22 protein-coding genes are annotated in these 22071 nt (G+C 71.3%); 4 read left to right on the top strand and 18 right to left on the bottom strand.

The annotated features are described in order from the left end of the window. The first annotated feature begins 1 nt into the window (after position 1). Entirely contained in the window at positions 2-1207 is a 1206-nt protein-coding gene (locus ACZ5L9_RS13800; RefSeq protein ID WP_464528684.1) for a CaiB/BaiF CoA transferase family protein, read from the top strand. Between the two features lie 10 nt (positions 1208-1217). Continuing rightward, the gene (locus ACZ5L9_RS13795; protein WP_464528682.1) at positions 1218-2138 is read left to right on the top strand and encodes a LysR family transcriptional regulator; all 921 of its coding nucleotides are present in this window, start codon (positions 1218-1220) and stop codon (positions 2136-2138) included. A gap of 26 nt (positions 2139-2164) precedes the next feature. On the opposite strand, the gene ACZ5L9_RS13790 is transcribed toward ACZ5L9_RS13795, so the two are convergent. The 7 genes from ACZ5L9_RS13790 to ACZ5L9_RS13760 all read right to left on the bottom strand — a co-directional run bounded on the left by ACZ5L9_RS13790 (position 2165) and on the right by ACZ5L9_RS13760 (position 10732). Beyond that, the gene (locus ACZ5L9_RS13790; protein WP_464528680.1) at positions 2165-3895 is read right to left on the bottom strand and encodes a CocE/NonD family hydrolase; all 1731 of its coding nucleotides are present in this window, start codon (positions 3893-3895) and stop codon (positions 2165-2167) included. Next, the gene (locus ACZ5L9_RS13785) at positions 3895-4812 is read right to left on the bottom strand and encodes an MBL fold metallo-hydrolase (RefSeq protein WP_464528678.1); all 918 of its coding nucleotides are present in this window, start codon (positions 4810-4812) and stop codon (positions 3895-3897) included. The genes ACZ5L9_RS13790 and ACZ5L9_RS13785 overlap by 1 nt, the downstream gene beginning before the upstream one ends. Next, positions 4809-5780, bottom strand: coding sequence for an alpha/beta hydrolase (locus ACZ5L9_RS13780; protein WP_464528675.1), 972 nt, complete (start codon positions 5778-5780; stop codon positions 4809-4811). Before ACZ5L9_RS13780 ends, ACZ5L9_RS13785 begins: the two co-directional genes overlap by 4 nt. Before the next feature lie 5 nt (positions 5781-5785). Continuing rightward, positions 5786-6919 (bottom strand): FAD-dependent oxidoreductase, encoded by a 1134-nt coding sequence (locus ACZ5L9_RS13775; RefSeq protein ID WP_464528673.1) that lies wholly within the window; start codon positions 6917-6919, stop codon positions 5786-5788. A gap of 11 nt (positions 6920-6930) precedes the next feature. Continuing rightward, positions 6931-7914, bottom strand: a complete 984-nt coding sequence (locus ACZ5L9_RS13770; protein WP_464528670.1) for a phosphotriesterase family protein — start codon at positions 7912-7914, stop codon at positions 6931-6933. 3 nt (positions 7915-7917) lie between these two features. Next, positions 7918-8832, bottom strand: coding sequence for a phosphotriesterase family protein (locus tag ACZ5L9_RS13765; RefSeq protein WP_464528667.1), 915 nt, complete (start codon positions 8830-8832; stop codon positions 7918-7920). A gap of 187 nt (positions 8833-9019) precedes the next feature. Beyond that, positions 9020-10732 carry an MFS transporter gene (locus ACZ5L9_RS13760; protein ID WP_464528665.1) on the bottom strand — a complete coding sequence of 571 codons (1713 nt, stop codon included), beginning with the start codon at positions 10730-10732 and terminating at the stop codon, positions 9020-9022. Positions 10733-10937: 205 nt separating this feature from the next. On the opposite strand from ACZ5L9_RS13760, the gene ACZ5L9_RS13755 reads away from it, so the two are divergent. Beyond that, entirely contained in the window at positions 10938-11546 is a 609-nt protein-coding gene (locus ACZ5L9_RS13755; protein ID WP_464528664.1) for a TetR/AcrR family transcriptional regulator, read from the top strand. On the opposite strand, the gene ACZ5L9_RS13750 is transcribed toward ACZ5L9_RS13755, so the two are convergent. The 9 genes from ACZ5L9_RS13750 to ACZ5L9_RS13710 form a co-directional block, all read right to left on the bottom strand. Continuing rightward, complete coding sequence (locus ACZ5L9_RS13750; protein ID WP_464528660.1) at positions 11539-12465, bottom strand: LysR family transcriptional regulator; 927 nt, start codon at positions 12463-12465, stop codon at positions 11539-11541. The two genes, ACZ5L9_RS13755 and ACZ5L9_RS13750, sit on opposite strands and share 8 nt — an antisense overlap. Positions 12466-12476: 11 nt before the next feature. Beyond that, positions 12477-13586: an NAD(P)/FAD-dependent oxidoreductase gene (locus ACZ5L9_RS13745; protein WP_464528658.1), complete on the bottom strand. Its 1110-nt coding sequence runs from the start codon at positions 13584-13586 to the stop codon at positions 12477-12479. Then, positions 13583-13786, bottom strand: coding sequence for a ferredoxin (locus ACZ5L9_RS13740; RefSeq protein WP_464528656.1), 204 nt, complete (start codon positions 13784-13786; stop codon positions 13583-13585). Before ACZ5L9_RS13740 ends, ACZ5L9_RS13745 begins: the two co-directional genes overlap by 4 nt. Then, entirely contained in the window at positions 13783-14958 is a 1176-nt protein-coding gene (locus tag ACZ5L9_RS13735; RefSeq protein ID WP_464528653.1) for a cytochrome P450, read from the bottom strand. Before ACZ5L9_RS13735 ends, ACZ5L9_RS13740 begins: the two co-directional genes overlap by 4 nt. A gap of 110 nt (positions 14959-15068) precedes the next feature. Beyond that, the gene (locus ACZ5L9_RS13730) at positions 15069-15896 is read right to left on the bottom strand and encodes a siderophore-interacting protein (protein WP_464528651.1); all 828 of its coding nucleotides are present in this window, start codon (positions 15894-15896) and stop codon (positions 15069-15071) included. Between the two features lie 22 nt (positions 15897-15918). Then, the gene (locus tag ACZ5L9_RS13725; protein WP_464528649.1) at positions 15919-16722 is read right to left on the bottom strand and encodes an HpcH/HpaI aldolase family protein; all 804 of its coding nucleotides are present in this window, start codon (positions 16720-16722) and stop codon (positions 15919-15921) included. After that, positions 16707-17492, bottom strand: a complete 786-nt coding sequence (gene hpaH, locus ACZ5L9_RS13720) for a 2-oxo-hept-4-ene-1,7-dioate hydratase (protein WP_464528646.1) — start codon at positions 17490-17492, stop codon at positions 16707-16709. The genes ACZ5L9_RS13725 and hpaH overlap by 16 nt, the downstream gene beginning before the upstream one ends. Then, on the bottom strand, positions 17479-18153 hold the full coding sequence (locus ACZ5L9_RS13715) for a GntR family transcriptional regulator (RefSeq protein ID WP_464528644.1): 675 nt from the start codon (positions 18151-18153) through the stop codon (positions 17479-17481). Before ACZ5L9_RS13715 ends, hpaH begins: the two co-directional genes overlap by 14 nt. Then, positions 18150-18854, bottom strand: a complete 705-nt coding sequence (locus ACZ5L9_RS13710) for an RraA family protein (RefSeq protein WP_464528641.1) — start codon at positions 18852-18854, stop codon at positions 18150-18152. Before ACZ5L9_RS13710 ends, ACZ5L9_RS13715 begins: the two co-directional genes overlap by 4 nt. 128 nt (positions 18855-18982) lie before the next feature. Here ACZ5L9_RS13710 and ACZ5L9_RS13705 point away from each other — a divergent pair, with 128 nt between their 5' ends. Continuing rightward, a complete protein-coding gene (locus tag ACZ5L9_RS13705) occupies positions 18983-19645 on the top strand; it encodes a GntR family transcriptional regulator (protein ID WP_464528639.1) in 663 nt (220 codons plus the stop codon). On the opposite strand, the gene ACZ5L9_RS13700 is transcribed toward ACZ5L9_RS13705, so the two are convergent. Continuing rightward, positions 19646-20986 carry a DUF3500 domain-containing protein gene (locus tag ACZ5L9_RS13700; protein WP_464528637.1) on the bottom strand — a complete coding sequence of 447 codons (1341 nt, stop codon included), beginning with the start codon at positions 20984-20986 and terminating at the stop codon, positions 19646-19648. Positions 20987-20994: 8 nt separating this feature from the next. After that, on the bottom strand, positions 20995-22044 hold the full coding sequence (locus ACZ5L9_RS13695) for an amidohydrolase family protein (protein WP_464528634.1): 1050 nt from the start codon (positions 22042-22044) through the stop codon (positions 20995-20997). Positions 22045-22071: the final 27 nt, after the last annotated feature.

The raw sequence follows: 22071 nt of genomic DNA, 5'->3' as shown, positions 1-22071 counted from the left end.
CATGACGACCATCGAGGAGCAGGTGCGCTCCCTTCTCGAACGCGACGGCACGGGGCCGCTGGCCGGGATCGTCGTGGCCGACCTGAGCCGCGTGCTCGCCGGCCCGTACTGCACCATGCTCCTGGCCGACATGGGCGCGCTGGTGGTCAAGGTCGAGAGCCCCAGCGGTGACGACACCCGCGGCTGGGCCCCGCCACGACGGGGTGAGGAGAGCACCTACTACCTCTCGATCAACCGGAACAAGCACTCGATCGCGCTCGACCTCACGGACCCCGACGATCTCGCCGTCGCCCAGAGCATCATCGAGCGGGCCGACGTACTGGTCGAGAACTTCAAGCCGGGCGGGCTGACCCGGTTCGGGCTCGACTACGAGACGCTCGGCACGCAGCGACCCGACCTGGTCTACGCCTCGATCACCGGCTTCGGCACCGGCCCCGGCGCCGACCTGCCCGGCTACGACCTCCTCGCCCAGGCGCTGTCGGGGATGATGGACCTGACCGGCTACGGCGACGGCGAGCCGCTGCGCGTCGGGGTCGCGCTGTTCGACGTGATGACCGGCCTGCACGCCGCGACCGGCATCCTGGCCGCGCTGCACGAGCGCGAGCGCTCGGGTCGCGGCCAGCACATCGAGCTGAACCTGCTGATGTCGGCCCTGTCGGGCCTGGTCAACCAGACCGGCGCGTACGCGGCCGGCGGCGTGGTGCCCCGCCGGATGGGCAACGACCATCCCAGCCTGCATCCGTACGCACCGTTCCCCGCGCGCGACAAGAGCATGATCATCGCCGTCGGGAACGACACCCAGTTCGCCTCGCTGTGCCGGGTGCTGGGGGTCCCCGATCTCGCCGTGGATCCGCGCTTCGCCACCAACGCGGCCCGCAACGAGCATCGCGAGGCGCTGAACGAGCTCCTCGTCGAGCGGCTCGCCGAGCGCGACGCCGCCGACTGGTTCACGCTCCTGAAGGCCGCCAACGTGCCCGCAGCGCCGATCCTGAGCGTCGCGGAGGGCACCCGGTTCGCCGAGCAGCTGGCCCTCGAGCCGATCGTGGCGGCCGGTCCGCAGGAGCGTTCGATCCCCACCGTCCGCAATCCGATCGCCTTCAGCCGCAGCCGGATCGACTACCCGATCGCTCCCCCACTGCTCGACGCCGATCGGGCCGCGGTCCTGGAGTGGCTGGCGGTAGCGCCGCCGTCTCGCAGCGCGCCCTAGCCTGACGCTCATGGACGTGCACCAGGCCCAGGCGTTCCTCGCCGTCGCCGACGAGCTCCACTTCGGGCGGGCCGCCGAGCGACTGCACATGGCGCAGCCGCCCCTGAGCCGGCTGATCCGGCAGATCGAGGCCGAACTGGGCGCGGCCCTCTTCGAGCGCAACACCCGCCAGGTCGCGCTCACCCCGCAGGGTGCGGCGCTGGTCGAGCCCGCCCGCGATCTGGTGATGCTCTCCCAGCGGCTCAAGGAGATCGTGAAGCAGTCGCAGGCCGGCGAGATCGGCCGGATCCGGCTGGGCTTCGCCGGGCCGTCGGTGCATCGCCAGGTCAGCGATCTCGCCCGCCGCGTGCGGGCCGACTGCCCCGGCATCACGCTCGAGCTGGTCAGCTCTCAGTTCTCCCACGTCGGGCTCGAGCGCGTGCTGGACGGCTCGCTGGACATGGTGGTGGGCCGGTGGGACTTCCTGCCCGCCGAGGTCGCCTCGCGGGTGGTCGGTCAGGAGGAGATCCTGGTCGCGCTGCCCGAGGATCACCGGCTGGCCGACGCCGGTCGGATCAGGCCGGTCGACCTGGCCGACGAGCCGTGGATCATGCTGCCCGGGGCGAGCGGCGCCACCCTGCCCAACCGGCTCAACGTACTGGGGGTCAAGGGCGGGTTCGTGCCGCGCGTCGTACAGATCGCGCCGGACTCCCCGACCCAGATGATGCTGGTCGAGGTCGGCGTCGGGATCGCCCTCACCTTCTCCGGCGTGCGGGAGAACCTGATCACGCCGGGCGTGGTGTTCCGCCCGCTCCAGGCCGTCCAGTCCACGGTCGAGACCCGGCTGGTCTGGCGGCGCGGCGACCCGAGTCCGGCCGTGCCGGCCGTCATCGCCGTCTCCCATCGGGTCTTCCCCGATCCGGAGCCCGACGACGACGGCCCACCGGGCTGAGCCCGGGCGCGAGTCCGCCGCCGGCGCTACTCGCCCGTGGTGAACGGCAGCACGAGCCGCGACGGGTGCTGGGCGTCGCGGTAGATCGTGTGGGCCACCGGCCGGCCCACCGGCACGTGGAACGCGTCCGGCGGCAGCAGCGAGTTGTGGTCGTCGGCCATCGGCTCGTTGCAGCTCAGCTCGACGGCCACCCGGTGGCCGGGGAGGATCGTGGCGGCCATCGGGTAGACGCGCAGCACGTACTCCTCGACCTGCCCGGGGGCGACCGGCACCTTGCGGGTGAGCGGGTGGACCGGGCTGCCCGGGGTCGACGCGCGTTCGTCCAGCTCGCGCATGGACGCCTTGAGGTACGCGGTGGTGAGCAGCTGCCGCCCGCCCGACGGTGCGACGTCCCACAGCCGCATGATCCAGTTGGTGTCGTCCTGGTCGATGCTCGCGAAGAGGTGGAACGCGCCGGTTCCCATCAGGGTGGCCGGCTGCTCGAACACGTCGGTCGACCAGGAGAGGATCTCGACCTTGTCGGTGACGGTCAGCGGGGCCTGGAAGAAGCCGTCGGGGGCTGCGTGCTCGGTGCCCATGGTCTCGGGCTCGAAGGAGAGCTTGCGCCGCGGGCGCAGGTAGAGCTCGCGATGCTCGACCGGCTTCGGAGGGAACGCATCGCCCTCGGCGTACGTCCGCGTGCCCTCGACGAAGACCGAGACCGCCGGCTCCTCGTCGACGCCGTTGTCGATGCCCTTGATCCACTTGTCGTACCAGCGGAACATCTTGTCGTGCTCCTCGATGAAGGGGCGCGACTGCATCGGCGGGTAGGGGCCGATGGTGAGCTTCTTGTGCGCGGCGGGGATCCGGTCGAAGCACTCGATCGTGCCGTCGATCGTCCAGCCGCGGCCCTGGTCGATCTGCAGCCAGACCGGGATGTCGATGTTCGCGGCAAGGTTGACCGGGTTGCGCTCCTCGTACCACTCACCGTCGACGTCGTTCATCACGATGTCGAACCAGGCCTCGTGGTTCTTCGGGTAGTGCAGCGTGTGGAAGAGGTTCGGCCAGGCCTGGACGTCGGGGTCCCGGAGCCGCTCGGCGACCTTGGCCTCGATCTCGGCGGGCGTGTACGTCTCCAGCATCCGCGACTTCACCCCGTCGGTGAACGCCCAGCCGGAGTCGCCGCCACGGCCCTCGCGCGCGGCGCGCGGCATCAGCCACATCACGCCGCCGTGGTAGGTGGTCTCGTAGAAGTCGTAGTGGCCGCCGGAGACGAAGATCGCCTTGAGCGACGGCGGCCGCTCCGCGGCCGCGAGCACCTGCATCGAGCCGAAGTAGGAGATGCCGATCATGCCGACGTTCCCGTCGCACCAGGGCTGGGCGGCGACCCACTCGATGAAGTCGTAGGCGTCCTGCCCGAGCGAGACTCCCCCGGCGTTGTAGTTGCCGATGTGCTCGCCCTCCGAGTAACCGGAGCCGCGCAGGTCGCCGATGACGTGGACGTAGCCGTTGTCGACGACGCGGGCGATGTCGCCGGCCTCGATGCAGCCGTCCCACATGGGGCTCGGGCGCTTCTGGGGCGGCATGGTCAGGGCGAGCGCCTGCAGCTCCTTGCCGTACGGCGACAGCGCGACCAGCGCCGGACGCGGGGTCTCGAGGTCCTCGCCGTACGCGTCGGCGGCGAGGCTGACGCCGTCGCGCATCGGGACGACGAGGTCCTTCAGCGCCAGGATCGTGCGCCCGCCGGCGTCGAGGGTCGTGGTCGTGGTCTCGCGCATCAGAGCTGCTCCTTGATGTAGCCGTTGAGCGTGGTGAAGAAGGGTGAGGGCTCGAGCGTCGGGTCGCCGGTGTAGCCGAGCTCGGCGGCGAGGGCCTCGAACGGCGAGTACGCCGACTCGCTGGCCTCGCGCGGGATCCGCGCCACGGCGGCGCGGATCTCCCCCTCGCGTGCCAGGCTGCCGCTCAGCGCCTCGGCCGCGCCGGCGGCGTCGAGCGCGACCGGGAACGGTGTCTGGTCGGCGCGCCGGTACGGGTGGCCGAGGTAGAGATGCCGCGGCTCGAGCGCGACGACCCGCTCCAGCGAGGCACGGTAGGCGTCCGGGTCCTCGTAGCCGGGGAACCCGCTGGCCGCGCCGTAGCACTGGGCGGCGTCGCCGACGAAGACGTGCTCGGCGGCACCGTCGTCGTCCTCGACGACGTAGGCCACCGCGCCGGCGGTGTGCCCGGGGATGGCGACGACCCGCACGCGGACCCCGCCGAGGTCGAGGACGTCCCCGTCGTTCACCGTCAGGTGCGGCTCCATCTCGCCGGAGATGGCCTCGAGGACCTCACCGCTCTTCGTGGCCCGGAGCGCCGCCGCGTCGACGTACGCGCCGCGCAGCGCGAGCGCCTCCTCGACGTGGGCCTCGCGGGAGCGCAGGAAGGGGGCGTCGACCTCGGAGATGACGACCCTCGCCCGGCGACCGGTCGCCTCCCAGAGGGCGTACGCGCCGCCGACGTGGTCGATGTGGCCGTGGGTGAGCAGGATCCACCGCACGTCGGCGATCGAGCGGCCGAGCCGCTCCAGCTCGGCCGGAACGCTGGCCGCCGACGCGGTGACGCCGGTGTCCACGAGGGCCAGCTCGGGCGCGTCGATGAGGTAGGAGAAGAGCGCGAAGCGACCCCAGGGTGCCGCGATCGGGAGGATGTCCGTCATGCCGGGCTCCGCCCGTTCAGGAACTCCGCGGTCTCCGCGAACGCGCGGTAGTAGTCGGGGATCCAGAAGAAGTGCTGCACGAACCCGTGGCCCGCGCCCTCGTAGCGCGAGACCCGGGCCTCGACACCGGCCTCCCGGAGCCGCTCGCCGTAGCGCTCGGCCTCGTCGCGGAGCGGGTCGAACTCGCCGGTGATGATCAGCGCGGGCGGCAGCCCGGTGAGGTCCTCGCGCTTGATCGGGCTGACCCGCGGGTCGGCCGGGTCGGCGCCGGAGTCGATGTAGAAGGCGTTGAACGGCTTGAGGCCGGCGGTCTCCAGCCCGTACCCGACGGCGTTCTCGCGCAGCGACGGGTAGCGCTCGACGCCGAAGTCGAGGTCGAGCGAGGGATAGAAGAGGACCTGCTGCGAGATGACGTGGTGGCCGTCGTCGTGCGCCATCGCGGCGACCGCGGCGACGTACGTGCCGCCGGAGGAGTCACCCGCGATCGCGACCGGCGAGTCCTGCGCGACCTCCCTCACCACGGCGTAGCAGTCGTCGAGCCCGGCCGGGAAGGCGTGCTCGGGTGCGAGCCGGTAGCCGACCGAGACGACGCGGCGGCCGGTCTCGGCGGCCAGTGCCCGGGCGATGTGGTCGTGGGTGTCGAGGCTGCCCAGGAAGAAGGCGCCGCCGTGGAAGTAGACGAGCGTGTCGGTCGCGGAGGTCGGGCTCCCGGAGGTCGAGGCCACCCCGGAGGTCGAGCCCGTCGAGACCACCCCGGAGGTCGAGCCCGTCGAGACCACCGGGGTGTAGACCCGGACCGGTACGCCGGCGATCTCGGCATCCTCGACCGAGGCGACCTCGGTGGTGACGGGCGGCAGGTGGGCGGCGTCGAAGGCGCGCATCGCCACCGGGTCCAGCTCATCCGGCGGCGCGGGCAGCGTCGCGAGCACCTTCGCGATCTCGGGGTGCAGCTTGCCAGGGGTCGGCATCGTGCTCAGGCCTCCACGGGGTGCGGGGTGGTGGCGCCGATCTGGCCAGGCTTCTGGCCCGGGAAGACGTCGTTGACCTCGTCGTCGGTCCAGCCGTTGCGCGAGATCCGCTGGAGCTCGTCGGTGACGGGCTTGCGGGCGGCCTGGAAGGCGGCGAGCGCGTCCGGGATCGAGTCCGCGGCGAGGAGCGCGTCGGTCAGGGCGCCGGAGTCGAGGATCGCCGAGTTGGCGCCCTGACCCTGGTGGTGGCACATCGCGTGGGCGGCATCGCCGATGAGGACGACGGAGTCCGAGTGCCACACGTCGACCGGGTCGATGTCGTAGACGGCGCGGATGTTGACCGTGTCCATGTCGAGGTTGCGGGTCATCTCCACGATGCGCTCGTCGAAGCCCTCGACGGTCTTGAGGATGTCCTCCTTGGTCACCGTCGGCGCCCAGGTCGCGTCGGGGTTGAGCGCGGTGATGTCGAAGGAGACCTGGCCGCGGTGCAGCAGCGGCAGCAGGTAGACCTTGGTGCCGCGGCCGATGTACATCCGCAGGTTGCCGTCGGCGACCATGTCGTACGTGCCGGCCGCGTCGATGACGGCGCGGTAGGCGTGCTCGCCGGCGAAGACCGGCTGCTGGTCGCTGAAGAGCTGCTCGCGCACCACCGACTTGATGCCGTCGGCGCCGATCACCAGGTCGGCCGTGACGGTCGCGCCGTTGGCGAAGTGGAGGGAGACGCCGCCCTCGGCGCCGCCGTCGATGATCTTCTCGAGCTTGTGCCCGAGCTTGACCATGCCCTCGGGCAGGACGCTGACCAGGGCCTCGATGAAGTCGCCGCGGTGGATGAAGCGGGTGGTCTCGTCGTACGCCTCCTTCTCGGGCCACTCCTGGATCGCGATCCGGTGGCACTCGCCGGTGAGGATCTCGAAGGCGTCCGACGGGGACGAGACGGCCTTGATCGCCTCGCCGCTGCCGCGCTTGTTGAACTGGTCCACCGACGAGGGGCGCAGGCCGATGCCGGCGCCGACCTCGCGGATCTCGCTCGCCTGCTCGTAGACGGTGACGCTGGCGCCGAGGTTGCTCAGGGCCTTGGCCGCGGCGGCGCCGGCGTAGCCGGCCCCGACGATGGCGATGTTCAGGTTGCGGATGTCCATCGGTGGTTCCTTCAGTTCGTGCCGGGGGTGAGCGTCAGGAACTCGGTCGGGTTCGTGACGAAGATGGTGTGGATGTCGTCCTCGCTGACGCCCGCGTCGCGCAGGTCGGGCAGGAGGGTCTCGAAGATGTAGTTGACGGTGTGGCCCTTCACGCCGGGCCACCCGAGCGGCGAGCAGTTGGCGTCGGCTCCGGCGAGGACCTGCTTGATGTGGCCGTCGGCGAGGAAGCCGAGCAGGTGGTCGAGGCGGTCCTGTCGGTGGCGCCCCCAGAACGGCGGGTCGGGCAGCTCGAGGTCGTAGCCGAAGGTGTCGAAGCCGATCCGGCCGCCGAGCCCGGTGAGCAGGTCCTGCTTGACCTTGCCCTGGCTGACGCCGTCGTCGGCGTGGCCGAAGAGCACCCGGTCGAGCGGCAGGCCCTCCTCCTCGAAGACGGCGATGGCCGGCTCGGCGTCGACCGCGAGGTGGGTGAAGATCGGCACGCCGGTCTCGACGGCAGCACGCGCGGCGGCGCGGTAGATGCGGAGGTCGAGCTCCTTCATCCGGAAGCCGCGACTCACGCCGACCTTGATGATGCCGGCCCGGGCGGTGGTGTCCCCGCCGATGCCGACGGTGATCTCGTGCTTGAACTGGCGGTACAGGTAGTCGACCGACGCGCGCTCGAAGAACGGGAGGGCAGTATCGCCGCCGACGAAGCCGGTGCAGGCGATGATGTGCAGGCCGGTCTTGGCGGAGAGTGACTTGTAGTAGTCGATGTCGCGGCCGTTGCAGATGCCGGTCGCGTCGACGTAACCGCCCGCGCCGCCGCCGTAGGCGCGGATGTGGTCGTGGAAGGCGCGCAGCTTCGGGACGGTCTCCTCGTAGCGGACCTCGGGGGTCTTCCACCAGGTGGTGTCGAGCTCGGAGCCCGGCATGCCGTAGCCGATGTGCTCGTGGATGGCGGTGAAGCCGAGCTCCTCGGGTGCGATCGGGCCGAGGACGGTGTTGATGCGGGTCATGGCTCAGGCCTCCTGGGTGGTCGGGGCGGTGGTCGCGGCGACGGCGAGCAGAGCGGCGGGGTTGGACGTGAGGAGCTGGGCGCGGAGCTCGGCCGGGACGGCGGCGACGAGGGCGTCGTACGTCGTCTCGGGGAGCTCGCCCTCGGCGTAGCCGAACGCGATGGCCGCGCCGCCGGTGGCGATCAGGGTCCGGGTGGGGTGCTCGGCGGCGAACGCGACCGCCGCGGCGATGTCGGTGAAGACGACCGAGGCGCCGGTGGCGGCCAGGGTGTCGGCGACTTCGCCGGCGTTGGTGACGGCGATCCGCTCGGCGGGCAGACCCTCGTCGAGGGCGACGGCGAGCTCGGCGACGGGGTCGGCGCCGGCGCGGAAGGCGAGCGCGACGCCGGTCTGGAGGGCGGCACGGGCGCAGCCGCGCAGCTGGCTCTCGTCGGTCGGGGTCATCCCCGCCGCGGTGACGGCGGTCGAGATCAGCCCTGCGGGCGCGCGGCGCTCGACGCGCGGCACCACCATGCCCTCGGTGATCTCGTCGGCGTAGAGCCTGGCGAACTTCTCCGCCGGCCACGGTGTCGGCGGGTTGGTCTGGGGCGTCAGGAAGTAGCCGCCGAGCATGCCCTCCTCCATCTGCCCGGCCGAGGCGACGACGTGTACGCCGATCGCGCGGGACAGGGCCTCGAGCAGCGGTACGTCGCGGCCGGCGAACATGCCGCTCGCGTCCACGACGGTGCCGCCGCCCGCGGCCTTGAACGCCGCCAGCTTCGTCGCGATCGCCCGGAAGACGACCGCCCGGTCGAGGTCGATGTCGTGCGCGTACTGCGCGCCGGGGAGCACGGCGAGCAGCGTCTCGTGCACGGCTACGACGCCCAGATCGGCGGCGGGCACAGGGCCCAGCACGGTGTTGACGGTGATGTCGGTCATCTCAGCCTCACGGTTCGAGAAGTGTGGTGCGGCGCACCCTGTGTCGGCTGTCACAGTAGCCATTTGATTTACAGAGTGTCAAGCATTTGAACGCTACGCACAGTTTTCTTCACCGGTAGTGCCAGCGGGGACGGCGAAGGGCCACGGCCGACAGCGGACTGCCCGGCCGTGGCCCCTCGATCAGGACTCAGGCGGTAGGCAGGTCCTCGGCGACGCCGGCGATCTGGTGCACCACGTCGGTGCCCAGCTCGACCGCCTCGGTCGAGGCGCTCTTCACCCCCACCAGGCCCACGGCCGCGAGGACCGCGGAGACGGCCGCGCAGATCGCCGCGACGAGGAAGGTCACGTTGAAGGCGTGCGACAGGGAGGTGAAGGCGAGGTCGTGCAGCGCGAACGGCATGTCGACGAACGGCTTGCCGGTCGACGGGTCCGTCAGGACCGGGACCGAGTTGACCGCGACAGCGCCACCGCCGTCGGCGATGCCGTGCAGGGCTCCGACGACGGCCTCCGTCGGGACGTGCGGGTCGAGTGGCTGGCCGAGGACGGTGAAGCCGTCCTGGGTGGCCTGCCCGATCGCGGCGTCGAGCCCGTCGGCGAGCCGGTTGTTGGCGATGGAGTTGTAGATGGCGCCGCCGAGCACCGGGCCGAGGGCGAAGCCGAAGTCGCGCAGCAGGTTGGTGGTGGCCGAGGCCATCCCGGCGAGCCGGAGCGGAACGGCGTTGATCGCGACGGCGGTGATGGAGCCGACGGTCAGGGCGAAGCCGATGCCGTTGAGGATCATCGGCGCGATGAACTTCACGTAGTCGGCGTTGTGCGGAGCGCCGTTGGCGTCGAGGAAGTCGTGCGCGTCGAAGGTCGAGGACCAGAACGCGGCCGCGGCGATGCAGGCGAAGCCTGCAGTGAGCACCCACTGCGGGCTGACCGAATGGATCAGCTTGGCGACGACCGGTACGAGCAGCAGCGCCGGGATCTGGATGACCAGGAACAGGATGCCGATGTAGACGGCGCCGATGTGGATGACGGTGCCGAGGAACATCGTCATCGAGAAGCAGATCGCGAGGTAGGCGAACATGCCGACGATCGCGACGATGCCGGTCACGGCGAACGCGCGGTTGGCGAACAGGTCGAGGTGGACCAACGGCGAGGCCGACCGCACCTCGATCGTCACGAACGCGACCAGGAACACCGCCGCGACGATGAAGCCGACGATGATGTCGCCCTGGCCGTAGCCGTCCTCGGAGCCCTGGGTGAGGGCCCACACGAGCGCCACCAGGCCGACGATGAGGGTGAGCTGGCCGGGGATGTCGAGCCTGCGGCCCTCACGCGCCGAGGAGTTGCGGGCACCGAGGGAGGCGACGAAGGCGACCGCCGCGAGCGCGATCGGGATCCAGAAGGACGACTTCCAGTGCCCGTTCTCGGCGAGGGTGCCGGCCGCGATCGGCGAGACGGCGGCGCCGATGGACAGGAAGCCGGCCCACAGCGCGATCGAGCGGGCCCGGACGACGGGGTTGGGTGCGAGCGCCGCGATCATCGTCAGCGAGATGGGATACAGCGCCCCCGCGCCGATGCCGGCGATGGCCTGGCCGATCCACAGCGCGTGCACGTTGCCGGCGTCGGCGAGGGTGATGAACTCGCCGACCGCCAGGACGACCAGGCCGCCGAGCAGGAGCTGCTTGCGGCCGAAGATGTCGCCGAAGACGCCGAAGGTGAGCTCGAAGATCACCATCGCCGCGGCGAACGAGGCGCTCACCCAGGTGAGCTGGGCGCCGGAGATGCCGAGATCGCGCTGGATCGTTCCCAACACGGAGGCGGGCAGCGAGTACGCCACCTGCGCCACGAAGACGCCGAGACAGCCGGCGATCAGAGTCGGGACGTAGCCCCGGACCTGAGTGTCACTCATCGAGTGCTCCTTGGTAGAGGGTCGGGCCGTCTCGCGCCTGCCCCGGATCGGGTACAGCGAAGAACCAGCCGTCGCGTGACGGGCATCACGCGGTTCGGCGTGAACCGTGTCACATTGGTTTACGCACTGTCAAGGATTAGTTCGACATGTATTGCGAAAGTTCCATGCGCATGCTCGCCGTACACCCTTGGACTAGGGTGCGACCATGGCGAACCTGCGTGCGGCCCAGAAGCAGCTGACCCGACGACTGCTGCTCGACTCCGGCCTCGAGCTCTTCAAGTCGAAGGGGTACGCCGCGACGACGGTCGACGACATCGCGAAGGCGGCCGGGACCACGCGGGTCACCTTCTACGCCTACTTCCCCTCGCGCGGCGACCTCATGAAGGCACTGATCGACGAGCCGCTCAACGAGGCGCTGGATCGGGTCCGCTCCGCCGAGCACGGCTCGACGGCCCAGGATCTCGTCACCACGGTCGCCGACGGCACCCCCGAGGCGATCGCCGACTGGCTGCACCGGGTGGCCGCCACCTGGCCGGTCATCCACCCGATCATCCGGATCGCGCGCGATGCTGCCGCCGTCGAGCCCGACCTCGGCAACCTGATCGAGCGCTGGCTCGAGGAGCCGATCAGCGACATCGAGGACGGCCTGACCAAGGCCGGCCGCTTCGAGCCGCACCAGCGCCACTTCCGCGGCGTCCTGGCGATGGCGCAGCTCGACTACGTCGCCCAGAACTGGGAGGGATCCGACTGGCGGCTCACCCGCGAGCAGATGCTCGAGGAGCTCGCGGCCAGCTGGACGCGCCTGCTCACCTGAGACCGGACGCGACCTCGAAGAGCAACGCCCGCAGCCACTCGATGAACCGCTGGTCGGACAGGCGCGGGTTCCACACCATGTCGATGCCGACCGGCGGCACCGCGAAGGGCAGCTCCTCGATCCGCAGGTCGACGACCTGCTTCATCGCGGCGGCGACCCGGAGGCGCTGGAAGCCGACGACCCCGCTCGAGCAGGCGACCAGGTGCGGGACCAGCAGGTTGTCGGAGACCAGCTGGGCGGTGCGGAACGAGACGCCGCGCTCGTCGAGCAGGGTGTACGGCAGCACGCGGCGCTCGGCGTCGAAGACCACGTGGCGCTGCCCGGTGATCAGCTGCATCGCGCTCGCCTCGGGTGGCGTGTCCGGCGAGGCGATCAGCACCCACCGGTCGTCGTACAGGCGCTCTCGGGAGTAGGGCGAGAAGAAGGCGTCCGAGAGGAGCACGACGTCCACGCCCTCGTCGGTGAAGGCGGCCTCGGTCGGCATCGTGATCGTGCGGATGCGCAGACTCGCCTGTGGTGCGCGCTCGGCGACCAGGCGCGCGAGCGGTGCGCCGACCACGAACGCGGTGGTCGTCATCATCGCCACGGTGATCACCCGCCGGTCGGTGGCGGGGTCGAAGCCGGGGAAGTTCACGACACCCGCGGCCTGCTGGAGCGTGCTGCGCAGCGGCGCGATCAGCTCGAGTGCGCGCGGCGTCAACCGTGTCCCGCTCCCCTGGCGCACGAGGAGGTCGTCCCCGAGCAGACGCCGCATCCGGCCGAGCGCGTGGCTCATCGCGGGCTGGGTGAGACCCACCCGCTCGGCCGCCCTGGTCACCGAGCGCTCCTCCAGGAGCGCGAGCAGCGGCACGAGCAGGTTGAGGTTGACCGACGCGAGTCGGTCGAGGCCCGACCCCGCGGACTCCGGCTCGTCGCTCACGGGAGCCGACCCTACGCGGCGGCCCGGCGCAGCCGCGGGATCGGGATGCGGTGGTTGAGCGCTACCGCCGTGCCGGTGCCGTCCTCGTGCTGCCAGCGCAGCAGCCCGGCGGTGGCCACCTCTCCTGCGAGCAGCTCGGGGCTGCCGAGCAGCGGCAGGAAGCCGACCGCCTTCAGGCTGAGGCCGAAGCCCTCGGTCCAGAAGTACGGCTCGAACGCGATCGAGGGCGCCTCCGGTCCTCGGATGAGCGCGGCCGCGGCGACCTTGCTCTGCTCGATCGCGCTGTTCCACAACGGGATGCGGCGCGGTCCGCGACGGGTCGGGAAGACGGCCAGGTCGCCCACCGCCGCGATCTCGGGACGGAGCAGGCCCTGGTGGTTGGCGGCGAGGACCCCGTCACGCAGCAGGCCGCTGGAGCCGAGCCACTCGGTGTTGGGCAGGTCCCCCACCGCGCTCACCACCAGCTCCGCCTCGAGGACGCGACCGCCGTCGACGACGACCCGACCGCCCTCGACGCGGGCGCCCGCCGTCTCGACGATCGTCAGCCCCTGCTCGCGGGCGGCGTCGGCGAACACCTCGGACAGGAACGGGCCGAGCGCGAGCGCGAGCGGGGCGCCCTGGGAGGCGAGCGTCACCCGACAGCCGGCCGTGAGGCAGGCCGAGGCGATCTCCATGCCGAGGACCCCACCGCCGACGACGACCACCGAGGGTCTGGACGCGAGCCGCTCCCGCAGGGCGAGGGCGTCGTCGAGGCCGCGCAGGGTGAGCTCGCTCGGGTCCCGCGAGAGCCGCCGGGCGCGTGAGCCGGTGGCGAGGACGAGCGCGTCGTACGGGAGGGTGCCCCCGTCGTCGAGGGTGACGATCCGACGCTCGGGGTCGAGGCACTCGGCGCGACGGCCCAGCAGCTCGGTCGCCCCGTGGGTCGCCGGCGGCAGGTGGTGCGCCTCGAGGTCGCCGGCACCGAGCAGCGCCTTGGAGAGCGCCGGACGGCTGTACGCGGCGTGCCGCTCCTCGCCGACGACGGTCAGCTCGCCGTCGAAGCCGGCTGCGCGCAGCTCGTCCGCCGCGGTGAGACCGGCGATGCCGTTGCCGACGACGACGATCCGCTGCGGGCTGCTCATACGAGCCGGAGCGCCGCGACCGGGCAGACCCGGACGGCGGCGGCCGCCGCGCGGGCCTGCGGGGTGCCGTCCTCGACCCGAGCGACGTCGAGGACCAGGTCGCCCTCGTCGTCGAGGTGCATCAGGTCGGGCGCCGCCTCCTCGCACAGGCCGTGACCCTCGCAGCGGGGCTGGTCGAGCTCGATCACCAGGGTGCTCATGCGGGGACGACCTCCAGGACGGGGAGCGACTCGATGCTCCGGGTGGCGTTGTGCGGGACGCGCGTCTCGTCGCCGACGACGAGCCGCTCCACCCGGCGGGCGAGGGCGTCGATGATCGCGTGCGCCTCGAGACGCGCGAGGCCCTGGCCGGCGCAGCCGTGCACGCCGTAGCCCAGCGAGAGGTGGTCGACCGGGTTGCGCTCGACGGCGAACGTGTCGGGGTCGTCGTAGTGGCGCGGATCGCGGTTGCCGGCCCCGAACAGGATCGCCACCCGGGCGCCGGCCGGGATGGTGACCCCGTCGATCTCGACCTCGCGGGCGGTCTCGCGGCCCCAGGCATTGATGGGGGCCCAGAACCGGAGCACCTCGTTGAAGGCGCCCGGGATGAGGGACGGGTCCTTGCGGACCAACGCCAGCTGATCGGGGTGAGCGGCGAGGAGCGCGATGATGTTGCCGATGGCGCTGACGGTGTTCTCGACGCCGGCGGCGAGGTACTGGTGGATGATCGGGCCGGCCGAGCCCTGCGGGATCGCGCCCCGCTCCTGCGCCTCGAAGATGCCGCGTCCGATCGACCCCTCGGCCAGGTCGTCCTTGGCGACGCCGGCGCACCAGCGGTAGAGCTCGCCGGCGATCGGGAAGCTGTCGGCCGTGCGCGGGTTGAGCGGGCCGATCACCTGGTTGGCCGCCTTGCCCCAGGCGAGCATGTGGCCGCGCACCTCTCCGGTGAAGCCGACCAGGTCGGCGACGATCTCCAGAGGGAACGCCCGGGCGATCGCGTCGATCGCGTCGAACGAGCCGGTCGCGACGAGCTCGGCGACCAGCGCGTCGGCCCGGGCGTCGATCCGGCCCTTCAGGCCGCGCAGCGCCCGGGGCGAGAGGTTCTCGGTGAGCGCGGCCCGCAGCGCGGTGTGCTCCGGCGGGTCCGAGGCGAGCGAGGTGCCCACGAGCGCCTGGTTGACCATCGGGTTGAAGCCGATGCCGCGGGCGGAGGAGAAGGTCTCCCAGTCACCCAGGGCATCGCGGATGGCGTCGTACCTGGTCAGGGCGTAGACCTCGTTGGCGGGCAGGTGGACGACGGCACCCAGCTCGCGGAGCGCGGCGTAGGTCGGATACGGATCGATGAGGACGTCGTCGGCGAACAGGTCGACGTCGGAGGTCGGTGGTGTGGTCACGGCATCCAGTGAACGTGGCTGCCATCACATCCGTCCAACTCATAACCGGCATCCCGCGACATGCATGCCCTGCATGTCGCGGGATACCGGCACGAGCAGCCGCTTGCGCCTCAGTCCTCGCCGAAGTCGTGGTCGGGGTGGTTGGACTCCCCCGTGCACCAGTAGCCCCGCGTCGTCACCTGGGTCGGCGGCAGGGCCCGGACTCCCAGGGCATGGCGACGGATCCGCCGCACCGCCGACGCCTCGCACGCCGCCCACAGCTGGGTCGCGGGCGTGACGTCGCCGGCCTGCAGCGCCCGGACGAGCAGGTCACCGGGCTGGGTGCCCGCAGGCGCGTCGTCCCGGTGGTGCCACCTCAGCTCGACGCCCGGGTGCTCGGGCAGCGCGACGCGATCGGCCGCCGAGTCGACCTCGACATGCACGCGCGCGACCACCGACTCCGGCAGCGCCTCGATGAGCGTGGCGAGGGCCGGCAGCGCGCTCTCATCCGCAGCGATCCACCACGAGGTCGTCAGCGGGTCGACAGCGAACCGGCCACCGGGACCACCGATGGCGACCCGGTCACCGGGTGCGGCGTGCTCCGCCCACCGTGCCGCCGGGCCGTCGCCGTGCAGCACGAACCACACCTCGAGGGTGTTCGCGTCGGCGTCGTAGCGACGCGGCGTGTAGGTGCGCATCGTCGGTCGGCCCCCGGGCCACTCGAGTCCGTCGGGCCCGGCGATCGGGGCACGCAGGCGGCCGTCGGCGTCGGGCAGGAAGAGCTTGATGTGGGCGGTCGGGGCGGGCGGACCGAAGCCGGCCAGCGCGTCTCCCCCGAACGTGATGGCGCGCAGGCGGGGCGCGAGCCGCTCGACGGCGATCACCTCGACGGATCGCGGCGGTTGTCGGCGCGGGCCTCGTCCGCGATCCGAGGGGCGGGAGGCGGTCTCTTGGGTCATGGTGTGTCCTGGGTCGAGGGGTTCAGTAGCTGGCGCGATCGGGCGAACGCGTGGGGCCCGCGAAGCGGGCCGCGAGCGCCTCCGAGCCACGCGCGAGCATGGCCACGTCGGCGCCGACGAGGATGAAGGAGGCCCCGGCTTCGAGATACGCGTCGGCGACGGCCGGGTCGAACGCGTTCACCCCGACCGGCTTGCCCGTGGCCGCCACCGCGGCGAACGTCGCGCGTACGGCGGCGACCACGTCGGGATGGCTCTGCTGTCCGATCAGCCCCATCGACGCGGCCAGGTCGGAGGGTCCGACGAAGACCCCGTCGACGCCGTCGACAGCGGCGATCTCGGCGGCGTTCCGCACACCGGCGGCGGACTCGATCTGGACGAACAGCGAGACGTGATCGTCGGCGTCGGTGAGGTAGTCGTCGATCCGGTTCCAGCGGGCGGAGCGGGCCAACGCCGAGCCCACGCCGCGGATGCCGCGCGGCGGGTAGCGCACCGAGCCGACAGCGGCCTCGGCCTGCTCGACGGTGTCGACCATCGGCATCAGGAGGTTGCGGGCGCCGAGGTCGAGCACCTGCTTGATCATCACCGGCAGGTGGCCGGGGACGCGGACGAGCGGGATCACCGGGTACGGCGCGACCGCCTGGAGGTGGGCGAGCACCGACTCGAGGCCGTTGGGCGCGTGCTCCATGTCGATCAGCAGCCAGTCCAGGCCGCTGCCGGCGCAGATCTCCGCGACCAGCGGGCTGCCGCTGCACACCCACATCCCGGCCAGGGGTCGATCCGCCGCCGCGAGCGCGTCGCGCAGGGTCGGGGTCAGGCGAAGCGGCATGTGATCGTCCCCATCGGCCCGTAGTCGGCGAGCACGCTGTCGCCCCGCGAGACCCACATCGGGCGCGTGAACGAGCCCGCCAGGATGACCTCGCCGGCCTCGAGCCGGGTGCCGTGCTGGTGCAGCTTGTCGACGAGCCAGACGACGCCGGTGGCGGGGTGGTTGAGGACACCCGCCGCGACGCCGGTCTCCTCGATCGTCTCGTTGCGGTAGAGCAGCGCGGCGACCCAGCGCAGGTCGACCGCAGCGGGACGGGTCGGGTTTCCGCCGAGCACGAGTCCGCCGTACGCCGCGTTGTCGGAGATGGTGTCGACGATCGTGCGCCCCTCGATCTCCACGTGGGAGTTGAGCACCTCGAGCGCCGGGACGACGTACTCGGTGGCCCGGAGCACGTCGAAGATCGTGCAGTGCGGCCCCTCCAGCGGCTCCTTGAGCAGGAAGGCGAGCTCGACCTCGATGCGGACGTTGGAGAACGCGTCGAACGGGATCGTCGCGCCGTTCTCCCACACGGTGTCGTCGAACATCACGCCGTAGTCGGGCTCGGTGATGCCGGTCGCCGACTGCATCGCCTTCGAGGTCAGCCCGATCTTGCGGCCGATCAGCCGTCGACCGGCGGCGAGGCGCTGGTCGCGCCACACGCCCTGGATGGCGTACGCGTCCTCGACGGTGGCCTCGGGATGGCGGGCGGTGATGCGAGGGATCACCGTGCGCGTCCGGTCGGCCTCGGCGAGCTCGGACGCGAGCTCGGCGATGGTCTCAGCGGGCAGCATCGGAGGCTCCTTCGGTGGTGGTCAGGTAGGCGTTGAGGGTGGTCTCGCGGTGCCGGCGCGCGGCCCGCTCGAGCTCGACGGGATCGGCACCGCTCTCGATCAGGTCGAGCAGCTCGTCGTGCTCGCAGATCGACGCGGGCGCTCGTCCCGGCACGAACGTGATGGCCGAGTCGCGCAGGTTCCCCAGGCGCGCCCACTCCGCCTCGACGATCTCGATCAGTCGCGGGTTGGGGCACCGGCCGTAGAGGATGCGGTGGAACTCGCGGGTGCGGGTACGGAAGGCACGCGGGTCGACGTCGCGCAGGCTCTGGCGCATCAGCTCGTTGACCTCGCGGGCCCGGGCGATGTCGGCCGGGGTGAGGTGCGGCGCGGAGAGCGCCGTCGCCGCGCTCTCCACCACGCTGATCACCTGTGTCGAGAACCGATACTGCACCGCGTCGATCACCGCCACCCGGGCGCCGAGGTTGGGCTCGAACGTGATCAGCCCCTCCGCCGACAGCCGGCGGATGGCCTCCCGCACGGGCACCACGCTCATCGACAGCTCGCCGGCGAGCGAGCTGAGCACGAGCCGGTAGCCCGGCCCGAAGCGGCGGATCGCGATCTGCTCGCGGATCCAGTCGTAGGCGCGCTGCGACTTGCTGGTCTCGAGGGCCTCGGTCATGCCTGTCGCTCCGTGTCGTAGCGGGCCCGCCAGGCCGCGTTCATCGGGAAGAGCCCGTCGACCGGGTGCCCGGCGCGGACCTGGTCGGCGATCCAGGCGTCCTCATCCTCCTGGGCGAGGGCGGCGTCGACCACCTCCTCGGCGAGGGCGGGCGGGACCACGATCACGCCGTCCGCGTCGCCGACGACGATGTCGCCGGGCAGCACGGTGGTGCCACCGCAGCCGACGGCCACGTCGTGCTCCCAGGGCACGTGCCGGCGGCCGAGCACCGCGGGGTGCGCTCCGACGGTGTAGACCGGGATGCCGACGGCGGCGACCGCCTCGAGGTCGCGTACACCTCCGTCGGTGACGATCGCGGCCGCGCCGCGGGCGTGGGCCCGCAGCGCGAGGATGTCGCCCAGGGTCCCGGATCCGGTCTCGCCACGGGCCTCGATCACGATGACCTCGCCCTCCGCGACGGTGTCGAAGACCCGCTTCTGCGCGTTGTACCCGCCGCCGTGAGTGCCGAACAGGTCCTCGCGCAGGGGCAGGAACCGCAGCGTTCTGGCCGTGCCGACCACCTTCTGCTCGGGATGCAGCGGTCGGACGCCGTCGACGGTGACGTTGTCCAGCCCGCGCTTGCGCAGCTGCGCCGAGAGTCCGGCCACCGGTGCCCGGAGCAGCTTGTCGCGCAGCTCGGGCGAGAGGGTCGGTGCGGTCATCGGGCTGTCTCCTTGCCTTGAGATCGTGTAGGAAATCGCATGTTGAATGGCATGCCTTTGCGGCCCGCGGTGCCGTAGCATCGGGCCAGCCGGCTGCCGCCGGCGGTCCGCACAGAGGAGCTGATCCGGTGGCGAGCAAGGCCGAGCAAGCGTTCCAGATCCTGAAGGAGCGGGTCATGGACGGCACGTACGGCCCCGGCCACCGCCTCGTCATCGACCAGCTCGTCCGTGAGCACGGGATCAGCTCGGTGCCGTGGCGCGAGTCGCTGCGCCGGCTCGAGGCCGAGGGCTGGATCGACATCGTGCCCAACGTCGGTGCCGTGGTGAAGACCTTCGACACCGACGCCTGGCAGCACGGCATGTGCCTGGTGGCCCGGCTCGGCGGCTACGCGACGGCACTCTCCGCGCCCAAGCTGACGGCCGAGGACCTGGCGCAGGCCCACGCCCTCAACCGGCAGATGTCCGAGGCACTCGCCGACTTCGACCCGGCCCGCTTCGGCCGGCTCAACCGGCACTTCCACGACCTGCTGGCCTCCCGGGCCGACGACCACCGCCTCCTCGACATGGTCGAGAACGAGTGGAACCGGCTGGAGATGATCCGGCAGTCGGCCTTCTGGTACGCGCCGGGTCGCGCCCACGCGGCACTGGCCGAGCACGAGGGCATCCTCGAGCTCATCGAGGCCGGGGCGTCCGCGGAGGCCATCGAGGCCGCCGCGAAGCAGCACGAGCTCAACACCGTCGAGGCGGTCACCCGCTACGACGCCGAGCTCCATGAGGGCAGTCACGTCTGATCACTCCCCTGCGTCGGTCCGGCGTGCGCTCCACGCGTCGATGAGCGCCTTGCCGTAATCGTTGCCGTTGGGGTGACGCAGCGTGGTGTGGATGTGGAATCTCGCCGGCAGGGTGTTGGTCAGCCACACCCCGGCGTGGTCGTCGACCTCGGCCAGGATCACCGGCGAGTGCACGCGCAGGTAGAACGGCTGGCTGCCGTCGGTCGCGCCGTACCACGAGATCCGGGTCTCACCGAGGTGCTCGTCGTACTCCGCGAGGGTCAGCTCCCGCTGCTCCGGGACGAGCAGCAGGAGCGTGTCCTCGACGATCCCGCGCAGCAGCGCCCGCTGGGCCTCGGAGAGCTCGCTCGCCCGAAGTCCCTCGTACGGCACCACCCGGTTGTCGCGGAACGCGCCCGCGACGTGCCGCTCGTCGGCGGGATGGACCCGGCCCTCGGGCATCGCCGGGTCGAGCACCGAGGCGTAGACGACCGCCTGCGCCCGCTGCTCGCCGGTGAGCGAGCCGGCCAGCTCCAGGGCCAGCCGCTCGCGGGTCGCGAAGAGCGGCGGACGGGCATCGTCGCCGTCGGTGAGCGCCGGCTCGCCGCCGAGGAAGACCGGCGCGATCACGTGCCGGCCTCCGACGGCGACGAAGTTGACCACCACGTGGTGGCCGAAGAGCTGCCAGCCCCAGGGTGCGTCCGCGTCGGGGTCGCCGTAGAGCGCGAACCAGTACGAGCGCTCGTTCATCACCCGGGGCAGATCGACCAGCTCCCCGAGGTAGCCGTTGAGCCGCATCGCCTCGACGACCCGCTCGTACCCCTCGGCGCTGAGCGAGGCCGCCATCAGCGCATGCACCGCCGCGACCGTCTCCTCCGAGCAGACCTCGAGCCGCAGCCCGACCCGGTAGACGACGAACTCCGGGTTGGACCAGGCCCGCCAGTGCGGATGGTCGATCGGATGGCGGACCGCGTCGCGCTCACCGGAGGTGAGCGTGGCCAGGACCGCCTGCGCCGCGGTGGCGGCCGCGGCCGTCGCCGCACCGGCCGCCGGAGCTGCCGGGAGCCGGTAGAGATCCGCGCGCACGACCCCGTCGGTGGTGATCCCGGCGTAGGGCTCGCGGTAGAGCCCGTCCCAGGTCTCGAGCAGCTCGCGCAGGAACGGCGCCCGGTAGCGGTCCTGGGCGAACTCCTCGTACGACATCCCGCGCACGTCGGCGAGCTTGGGATCCGCGTGCGCGAGCAGGAAGGTGCGGAAGGAGGCGTCGGTGAGCTCGACCGCCTCCTCCCGCCCCGCGACCCGCGCGGTGGTGAAGTAGCCGTCGATGTCCTGGTCGGTCCCAGCGGCGTCAGCAGTGCTCATCGGTGCAATCAGATCGGCAGGTTGAACATGCGCTTGGCGTTGCCGTAGAGCACGGCCTCGCGGTCCTCGTCGGAGACCTCGATCTCGTTCTTCAGGAAGTCCACGCCCTGGCTCATCCAGCTGCGGAACACCGGGAACGACGAGCCGAACATGTAGTGGTCGGCGCCGTTGATCTGCATCGCGGCCTCGACCTGGAGCTTGCCCCACGAGTGCGGGTGGGTCATGTCGAAGTAGATGTTGTTCTCGAGGTAGCTCTTGATCTTCTCGCCGCCGGTGGGGTCGAGCCGGGTCAGCGACTCCTTCTTGTTCGACGCGTGCGGGGTCAGCAGGGCGGTGTTGGCGAACCAGTTGCCGCCGAACATCGTGTGGATGAAACGCAGGTCGGGCAGCTCGTCGAACATGCCGCTGAAGAGCTCACGGCCGACCGCGATGCCCTGGTCGATGATGCGGCCGTACTCGCGTCGCAGGTTGGTGTAGTCGATGACCGACTTCCACTCCACCGGCAGCGGGGTGTGGTGCACGATCACCGGCAGGCCCTTGTCGTTGAGCACCTTGAGGTAGGGGCGGAACACCTCGTCGTCGAGGTAGAGCTGACCGTAGTGGCAGGCGATCTGGACGCCGACGACGCCGAGCTCGTCGATGCAGCGCTCGAGCTCGTAGACGTTCTCCTTGCCGCCCCACGGCGGGACGCAGGCCGTGGAGAACAGGCGCCCGTTGGAGCGCTTGACGATGTCGGCGGCGTTGTCGTTGACGGCCCTGCAGGTCTCGAGGTCCAGCCACTCCTGCCACACCGGGACGCGCATGATGCCGTAGTCGACGCCGGCGTCGTCCATGGCGGCCAGCTTGGCCTCGGCGGAGTAGTCGCCGTCGACGTAGTTGAGGTTCTGGTAGCCCTTCGGCTTCTCCAGGATGAGCTGCGGCTTGCCGTCGTCGGCGGTGCCGACGCTCGCGATCTCGCCGAAGCCGCGCGGCGCGCTGTTGAGGAAGCCGTTGAGGATCTTCTCGTTGGTGAAGAGGTCCTCGGGCAGGTGGTGGATGTTGATGTCGACGACGGTCACGGTGGTCTCTCTCAGTCTCTTCGTTCG

Source organism: Nocardioides sp. JCM 18998 (genome assembly GCF_055391535.1).
The sequence above is the reverse complement of the archived record's forward strand: the minus strand, read 5'-3'. Positions and strand labels throughout refer to the sequence as shown.